The sequence below is a fragment of the Dehalococcoides sp. genome, from assembly GCF_041654235.1.
Classification (GTDB): Bacteria; Chloroflexota; Dehalococcoidia; order Dehalococcoidales; family Dehalococcoidaceae; genus Dehalococcoides; species Dehalococcoides mccartyi_B.
In genome coordinates, this window is the sequence record NZ_JBAZDW010000050.1 from 1 (window position 1) to 8,888 (window position 8,888).

Genomic DNA, 8,888 nt, shown 5'->3' on the forward strand with positions numbered 1-8,888 from the left:
AAGAAAGCAGTCCAAAATCTGGAACGCCAGATGTCCCGGGGTGAGGCGGAAGAGCTGCTTTCCAAAGCTGAAGATTACAAAGGGGTCAAACTGCTGGTCAGCCGTATGACCTCGGTCAATGCTGATGCCCTGCGTGAGACGGCTGATTTTCTGCGGGACAAACTGGGCAGCGGGGTAATAGTGCTGGGTACGGTTACCGAAGATAAGCCGTTCTTCCTGTGCATGGTAACCCCTGATCTGATTGCCAAAGGATATCATGCGGGCAATATAGTCAAAAAACTTTCCCAGATAGCCGGCGGCGGCGGTGGCGGCAAGCCGAATATGGCTCAGGGCGGCGGGCGTGACAAGTCCAAACTGGACGAAGCTCTTCAGGCTGTAAAGGGAATGATATAAAGAACCGTTTTGGAGGGGTAAAATAGGCCGTATACTGGCGCTGGACGTGGGTGACAAGTGGATAGGGGCGGCTTTGAGCGACCCCTTAAGGATACTGGCTTCCCCTTTGGTTATACTTCGGCGTGACGATGATACCAAGACACTGGAAAATATTGAAAGTCTGGTCAAAACCCATCAGCCTGATCTGCTTATTATTGGTCTGCCTATATCTCTAAATGGTACTATCGGCCCGCAGGCGGAGAAGGTTAAAAGTTTCAGTGAACTACTTTCAAGGCATTTAGATATAGAAATTATTTACCGGGATGAACGCTTTTCTACCGACGAAGCCCGCCGCAAAATGAATGACAGCGGTAAGAATAATAAAACCGTCCGGGATGATGCAGCAGCGGCAGCGGTTATTCTGCAGGACTATCTGGACGAAACCAATCCGCCTTGTTGCCAGCCTTAAATATCACAGGAGCATAATCTTTTGGATAAATCTTTCATATTAAACAAAACCAGTTCCCGAAGTTTGGCCCGCCGCGGTCAGCTTTTTACGGCCCATGGCAAAGTTGAAACACCTGTTTTCTGCCCGGTCGGCAGTCAGGCTGCGGTTAAAACCCTTACCCCCGAAGACCTAAAATCCGTAAATATAAATATGATACTCTCCAACACCTATCACCTGTACCTTCGCCCCGGCATACCTATCATCAAAGAGATGGGTGGCCTGCACAAATTTATGAACTGGGACGAGGTTATCCTGACTGATAGCGGTGGATACCAGATATTTTCGCTGGCCAATTTGCGCAAGCTGGATGAGGGCGGGGTTAGTTTCCGTTCCCATATAGACGGCAGTACCCGCTATATTACCCCTGAAGATGCGGTCAGCTTCCAGCAGGACCTGGGGTCTGATATTGCCATGGTGCTGGACGAATGCCCCCATTCCGAAGCCTCTGAGAATGAGGTTTTGGCGGCTATGGAACGCACCCATCAGTGGGCAAAACGCTGTCTTGCTGCCCATACCCTAAAAAGCCAGCACCTTTTTGCTATTGTTCAGGGCGGGCTTTCCCCCGAGCTGAGGCGGCAGTCAGCCGAGTATCTGGCTTCACTGGATTTCCCCGGTTATGCGCTGGGAGGACTTTCACTGGGTGAACCAAAGGATATTACATTTGAAACCGTCCGCCATACCCTGCGTTTTCTGCCCGAAAACAAGCCCCGCTACCTGATGGGAGTGGGTGCGCCCGAAGACCTGCTGGAAGGGGTAAGCTGCGGGGTGGATATATTTGACTGCGTATTGCCAACCAGAGTGGCCCGCAACGGGGCTTTTTTCAGCCGTTTGGGCAGGCTTAATATCCGCAATGCCGCTTTTGCCACTCAGAAAGGGCCTATTGACCCGGAGTGTAACTGCTATACCTGCCGCAACTATTCAGCGGCCTACCTGCACCACCTGTTCCGATGTGAAGAAATACTGGCCTACCGGCTGGCTACCATACATAATATAGCCTTCCTGAGCAACCTTATGCAGGAAATACGCACCTCCATAGAAAAAGACTGTTTTGAAGAATTTAAAGCAGATTTTCTGTCCCGCTACCAGCCTACCAACGAAGCTATCCGTATTGAGCAGAAACAGAAGTGGCTCTTTGGCAGGAATGGTGAATCCCCTTCCTAGTTATCACCTGACGAATGTCTGGCGGCTGAAGGTAAAAGACCGGAAGTAAGCAGGGGGCTGTTTTAAAGGCTATGTCTTCTGTTATGATGTGTTTATGATAACAACATTTGACCTTTCTACCCGTATTATATTCGGGGTGGGCAGTATAAGCAGCCTGAATCACGAAGCCTCACTGCTGGGCAGGCATGCTTTGCTGGTCACGGGGAAAGGTGCAGTACGCCGTTTAGGCATACTGGAGAGGGCCTTGTTCCTGCTTAAAGAGGCCTGTATACAAACCACTCTGTTTGACCATGTAGAGCCGAATCCCCGTTCATCTACAGTAGATGAGGGTATTAAACTGGCCAGAGCAAAAGGGGTAGACCTGATTATTGCTCTGGGGGGCGGAAGCGCCATGGATGCCGCCAAGGCAATTGCCTTCGGGCTAGCTTGTAACGGACCTGTTTGGGACTATATACAGCAGGAAGAATACCCTGAGGGTGATTTATTACCCCTTATAATGATACCTACAGTTGCTGCCAGCGGCTCTGAAGCTAATGGGAATGCAGTCATCTCCAACTGGGAAAAGCATGAGAAAAGGGTTATTTCCGACAACCGCCTTCAGCCTAAAGTGTCTTTGGTAGACCCCTTGCTGACACTCAGCCTGCCTCCCCGCCAGACAGCTCAGGGCGGAGTGGATATTTTCTGCCATATAGCAGAGCCTTATCTGACCGCCGCAGACACCTCTCCTTTGCGGGATGGAATGGCCGAGCTGGCCATGCGGCTGGTGGTGGAGTATTTGCCCAAAGCTGTTCAAACCCCCCATGACCTTCAGTCCCGTACCCAGCTCAGCTGGCTTTCAACTATTGCCTGTTCCCAGTTTATGTCACTGGGAGGCAAGAGCGGCAATATGACTATGCACGGCTTGGAGCATGCCTTAAGCGGTTACTATGATATTGCCCACGCTGATGGTCTGGCCGCCCTTCTACCGGCTTACATGCGAAACCTTTACCCGGTGCGCCGCCATCGGATAGAAATGCTGGGGGAAAAAGTATTCGGGCAGACAGACGGGATTTTGGCAGTAGAAAACTGGCTCAAAAAAAATAATATGAATTTCAGCCTAAAAGACCTTGGGGTTGCTGAAGCTAAAATTGAAGAAATAGCGGCTGCGGCAATCGTAATGTCCCCTTGGGTAAAAAACCACCCCGGCGTCCTTGACAAGAGGGTAGCCACAAGTCTATACTCTACTGCTTTTAATTAAGCACCTTTAAATAGCTTAAAAATCTGAAAAAATCTCCAAGGTTTTTCCCGCTGAACGTGGGGTCGCCCTTGACAGCGGTTGAAGCAATGGGATATAATACCCTTCGCCTCTGAATGAGGCAGAGAGATAAATGATAACAGTAGCCACATAAAAATTCGTTTAAGGTGAATCCAAGCTCGCGGCTTGGTAATGTTACCAAGCCGCTTTATATTTGTTACGCACTTTAAAAACTGAATACTACGGGTTAATATCAATTCCGAAGCAGGTCAAGCAGGTAAGGGCACATGGTGGATGCCTTGGTATCAAGAGCCGATGAAGGACGTGGTAAGACTGCGATAAGCCTCGGTCAGCTGCCTAACAAGCTAAGCCGGGGATTTCCGAATGGGGCAACCCGCTCAGGCAAAACCTGAGTACTCCCAGCTCAACACATAGGCTGGGTAGAGGTAAGTGGGGGAAGTGAAACATCTCAGTACCCCGAGGAAAAGAAATTATTCTCCTAGTAGCGGCGAGCGAACGGGGATGAGCCTAAACCTTGTAATCTTAGTGGTTCTGTAACCTATGTTTACAAGGGGTTGTAAGAAGAATTTGGTTTGTGCAGAGCAAACCGAGAAGTTACAAACCTAACCCTATTAGAAGGTCCCTGGAACGGGCAACCACAGAGGGTGAGAGTCCCGTAAATTAAAGGGTATAGGCTTCTGATTCTTTCTTAAGTACCACGAGACTCGTGGAATCTCGTGGGAATCCGCCGTGACCACATGGCAAGGCTAAATACTCTTGATGACCGATAGTGAACTAGTACCGTGAGGGAAAGGTGAAAAGCACCCCGAGAGGGGAGTGAAATAGAACTGAAACCGTGTGCCTACAAGCAGTCAGAGGAGCGTAAGCTCTGATGGCGTGACTATTGAAGAATTATCCGACGAGTTACTAAGTGCAGCTGGTTAAGCAATTAAGTTGCGCAGCCGAAGCGAAAGCGAGTCTGAATAGGGCGTTTTAGTTGCACTGAGTAGACCCGAAGCCGGGTGATCTATCCATGGCCAGGGTGAAGTGAAGGTAATACTTCGCGGAGGCCCGAACCAGTCAACGTGGCAAAGTTGTTGGATGAGCTGTGGATAGCGGTTATATGCCAAACGAACCCGGGGATAGCTGGTTCTCCTCGAAATGCATTTAGGTGCAGCCTCAGGTGTTCATTAATGGAGGTAGTGCACTGGATAGACTAGGTGGGAGAGATCCTGTCAACTCTAACCAAACATCGAATGCCATTAATCAAAGCCTGGGAGTGAGACTATGGGGGCTAAGCTCCGTAGTCAAAAGGGAAACAGCCCAGACCATCAGCTAAGGTCCCTAAGCGCAGGCTAAGTGGGAAAGGAAGTAGCATTGCCTAGACATCCAGTAGGTTGGCTTAGAAGCAGCCATCCTTTAAAGAGTGCGTAATAGCTCACTGGTTGAGTGGTGTTGCGCCGACAATCCAACGGGGCTTAAGCCTGTCACCGAAGCTATGGATCTACCTATATGGTAGATGGTAGAGGAGCGTTCCCTCGGCAGTGAAGCAGGAGTGTAAACAACTGTGGAGCTTAGGGAAGTGAGAATGTCGGAATGAGTAGCGCAAGGCGTGTGAGAAACACGCCCACCGTAAACCTAAGGTTTCCTACGCAAGGTTAATCCGCGTAGGGTTAGTCGGACCTAAGCCGAGGCCGAAAGGCGTAGAGCGATGGACAGCAGGTTATTATTCCTGCACCACCGTTGTGGAGGTAAAGGGGGGACACAGGAGGATAGATTAGGCATGCCCATTGGACATGGCGTGTCGCTAAACCCTAGACGTTTCAGGATAGGCAAATCCGTCTTGGAGTTAAGTTGAAGTTTGGTGGAAGGTGCGGAGAGATCCAAGCCAATCTGGTTGAGTCCAAGCTGTCGAGAAAAGCCTCGTTACTGTTGAAGCAATGGTGCCCGTACCGCAAACCGACACTGGTAGGTGGGGGTAAATGTCCCAAGGTGATCGAGATAACCCTCGTTAAGGAACTCGGCAATTTAGCCCCGTAACTTCGGGAGAAGGGGTGCCCTCGCGAGAGGGTTACAATAAAGTGGCTCGAGTGACTGTTTAACAAAGACACAGGTCTCTGCAAAAGCGAAAGCTGAAGTATAGGGGCTGACACCTGCCCAGTGCTGGAAGGTTAAGGGGAGGAGTTAGGGTAACCGAAGCTCTGAACCGAAGCCCCAGTGAACGGCGGCCGTAACTATAACGGTCCTAAGGTAGCGAAATCCCTTGTCGGGTAAGTTCCGACCCGCACGAAAGGTATAACAACTTGAGCGCTGTCTTAACGAGGGACTCGGTGAAATTGAATTACCCGTGAAGATGCGGGTTTCCCGCGACTGGACAAAAAGACCCCGTGGAGCTTTACTATAACTTGCCATTGAGTCTGGGTTTATCATGTGTAGGATAGGTGGGAGGCTGAGAAGCCAGGGCGCTAGCCTTGGTGGAGCCAACGTTGAAATACCACTCTTGATGGATCTAGCCTCTAACTCTAGAACAAGCTAGTGGACAGTGGCTGGTGGATAGTTTGACTGGGGCGGTCGCCTCCTAAATTGTAACGGAGGCGCCCAAAGGTTCCCTCAGGGTGGATGGAAATCACCCTAAGAGTGCATTGGCATAAGGGAGCTTGACTGCGAGACATACAAGTCGAGCAGGGACGAAAGTCGGGCAAAGTGATCCTACGGCACCGAGTGGAAGGGCCGTGGCTTATCGGATAAAAGCTACCCCGGGGATAACAGGCTTATCTTGCCCAAGAGTTCACATCGACGGCAAGGTTTGGCACCTCTATGTCGGCTCGTCGCATCCTGGGGCTGGAGTAGGTCCCAAGGGTCCGGCTGTTCGCCGGTTAAAGCGGCACGCGAGCTGGGTTCAGACCGTCGTGAGACAGGTCGGTCTCTATCCGTCGTGGGCGTCTGGAGATTTGCGAGGGTCTTTCCATAGTACGAGAGGACCTGGAAGGACAGACCAATGGTGTGTCAGTTGTTCTGCCAAGGGCATTGCTGAGTAGCCAAGTCTGGTTTGGATAAGCGCTGAAAGCATCTAAGTGCGAAGCCGGCCTCAAGATTAGATCTCCCATCCCGGGCAACCGGGGGTAAGACCGCAGGTAGACTACCTGCTTGATAGGCTGCGTGTGTAAGTACCGTAAGGTATTAAGCTTAGCAGTACTAATGGTCGAGGGCTTGACCTGTTTCTGAATTGATATAAACCCATGTATTCAGTTAATATAGTGTAAACAAATATCGCTTGGATCAAAGTTAACAAGTGAATTACTAATGTGCATCCGCTCCCCTGGTGGTTAGAGCGGGGTGGTACCACCCGTTCCCGTCCCGAACACGGTCGTGAAACGCCCCAGCGCAGACGATACTTAGGAGGCAACTCCTTGTGGAAAATATGCCACTGCCCGGGGAGCTTTGCTTTTTCATTCACTTGAAAGCAGAGCTCCATTTTCCCTCTGATATTTAATTAAAAACAAGGCCCGTTAAGGGTCTTTTTTTATTTCAAAGCTAATGCCCCCTATTTGCCTTTACACTTTCTTTTTGGCTGAGCTATAATAAGAGTACTAACCGAGTGAAAGTAAAAAAATTATGTCTAGCAGATTTGATAAATTTTCCGAAAGAGCGCGCCGGGTTCTTACCTATGCACAGGAAGAAGCCCAGAGCCTTAACCATAACTACATCGGCACTGAGCATATACTGCTGGGGCTGGTGAGAGAAGAAGAAGGCGTGGCCGCCCGGGTGCTGGTGAATATGGACGTAAACCTGGCCAAGGTACGTTCGGCTGTTGAATTTATACTGGGACGGGGTGAACACCCTGCCACCTCTGAAACCGGTCTTACCTCCAGAGCCAAAAAGGTAATCGAGCTGGGTATTGATGAAGCCAGAAATCTGGGCCATAACTACATTGGCACTGAGCATTTGCTTTTAGGCCTTCTGCGTGAAGGTGAAGGAGCGGCTGCCGGTGTGCTTGAGAGTTTTGGGGTTACAGTTGAAAAGGTGCGCACCGAAGTAGGGCGTATCCTGAATCAGGGTTTAAACAAACCTAAAACCAGCCGGACAGCCCCCAGCCGAACCCCCCAGCTGGACCAGTTAGGTTTTGACCTGACGGCCGCAGCCAAGGCTGGTAAGCTTGACCCGGTTATCGGGCGTTCCAAAGAAATAGAACGGGTAGTCCAGATTCTTTCCCGCCGTACCAAAAATAACCCTGCTCTTATAGGCGAACCTGGCGTAGGAAAAACCTCCATTGTGGAGGGGCTGGCCCAGCGCATTGTTTCGGGTGACGTACCGGAAACTCTGGAACAGAAGCATATAATCTCACTGGACGTGGCCTCACTGGTGGCCGGTACCAAATACCGGGGTGAATTTGAGGAACGGCTTAAGAAGGTTATTGAAGAGATTAAAAATGCAGGAAACATAATCCTGTTTATAGACGAATTCCACACCATGGTGGGAGCCGGTGCTGCCGAGGGGGCAGTAGATGCCGCCAATATCCTCAAGCCTTCACTGGCCAGAGGTGAGGTGCAGGTTATCGGTGCGACCACTCTGGATGATTTCCGTAAGTATGTTGAGCGTGATGCCGCACTTGAGAGACGCTTCCAGCCGGTACTGGTTGAAGAACCGGCCATAGAAGATACACTGAGCATTCTCAGGGGTATAAAAGAACGCTATGAGGAGCATCATAAGCTTATCATCAGCGATGAAGCTATTATCGCTGCTGCCAATATGGCTGCCAGATATATACCTGACCGCTTTTTGCCGGACAAGGCTATAGATTTGGTTGACGAAGCTGCATCACGGGTGCGGATAAAGAAACGCACCAAGCCGGTCTCTTTGAAAGAGATGAAAGCTATAGAAGACAGCTACCGCCGGGATAAAGAAGCCGCTCTGGCTACCCAGCAGTACGACTATGCTTCCGAACTCCGCGAGCGTGAGCTTCAGATAGCTGAAAAGATACGCCGCATGGAAGATGAATGGCAGACCGAACAGGCTATGGACAAGCCGGTGGTGGGCGAAGAAGATATTGCTCAGGTAGTCAGTATGTGGACAGGTGTCCCTCTGGTACAGCTTACCGGTGACGAAACCGAACGCCTTCTCCATATGGAAGATGCTTTGCACGAGCGGATTATCGGCCAGGAAGAGGCTATTGTTACCATATCCAAGGCTGTCAGGCGGGCACGGGCCGGTCTTAAAGATCCCCGTCACCCCATTGGCAACTTTGTTTTCCTTGGACCTACCGGCGTGGGTAAAACCGAATTGGCACGGGCGCTTGCCCAGTTTATGTTCGGTTCGGAAGACTCTTTGGTTCGGCTGGATATGTCCGAATTTATGGAAAAATTCGCTGTATCCCGTCTGGTGGGTGCACCCCCCGGATATGTGGGCTATGATGAGGGCGGCCAGCTGACGGAAGCTGTTCGCCGCAAGTCATATTGCCTGATACTGCTGGACGAAATAGAAAAAGCTCATCCTGACGTTTTTAATATTCTCCTTCAGATATTTGATGATGGCCACCTGACAGATGCCAAGGGCAGGCGGGTGGACTTCAGGAATACCATTATCATCATGACCTCAAACATTGGGGCTGAACTT

Annotated in this window: 5 protein-coding genes and 2 rRNA genes; all 7 read left to right on the top strand. The window is 50.5% G+C overall.

The window, feature by feature from the left end:
* A partial coding sequence (locus WC259_RS06385) for a DHHA1 domain-containing protein (RefSeq protein WP_372643684.1) occupies positions 1–393 on the top strand: 393 nt, incomplete at its 5' end.
* Positions 394–433: 40 nt separating this feature from the next.
* Positions 434–841, top strand: a complete 408-nt coding sequence (gene ruvX / locus WC259_RS06390; protein WP_077997808.1) for a Holliday junction resolvase RuvX — start codon at positions 434–436, stop codon at positions 839–841.
* A gap of 21 nt (positions 842–862) precedes the next feature.
* Entirely contained in the window at positions 863–2,041 is a 1,179-nt protein-coding gene (gene tgt, locus WC259_RS06395; RefSeq protein ID WP_015406717.1) for a tRNA guanosine(34) transglycosylase Tgt, read from the top strand.
* A 94-nt stretch (positions 2,042–2,135) separates the two neighbouring features.
* Positions 2,136–3,278: an iron-containing alcohol dehydrogenase gene (locus tag WC259_RS06400; protein ID WP_015407376.1), complete on the top strand. Its 1,143-nt coding sequence runs from the start codon at positions 2,136–2,138 to the stop codon at positions 3,276–3,278.
* 264 nt (positions 3,279–3,542) lie between these two features.
* A 23S ribosomal RNA gene (locus tag WC259_RS06405) occupies positions 3,543–6,493 on the top strand.
* A 100-nt stretch (positions 6,494–6,593) separates the two neighbouring features.
* A 5S ribosomal RNA gene (rrf, locus tag WC259_RS06410) occupies positions 6,594–6,711 on the top strand.
* 179 nt (positions 6,712–6,890) lie between these two features.
* The coding region (locus WC259_RS06415; protein WP_372643689.1) for an ATP-dependent Clp protease ATP-binding subunit at positions 6,891–8,888 on the top strand (1,998 nt) is incomplete at its 3' end.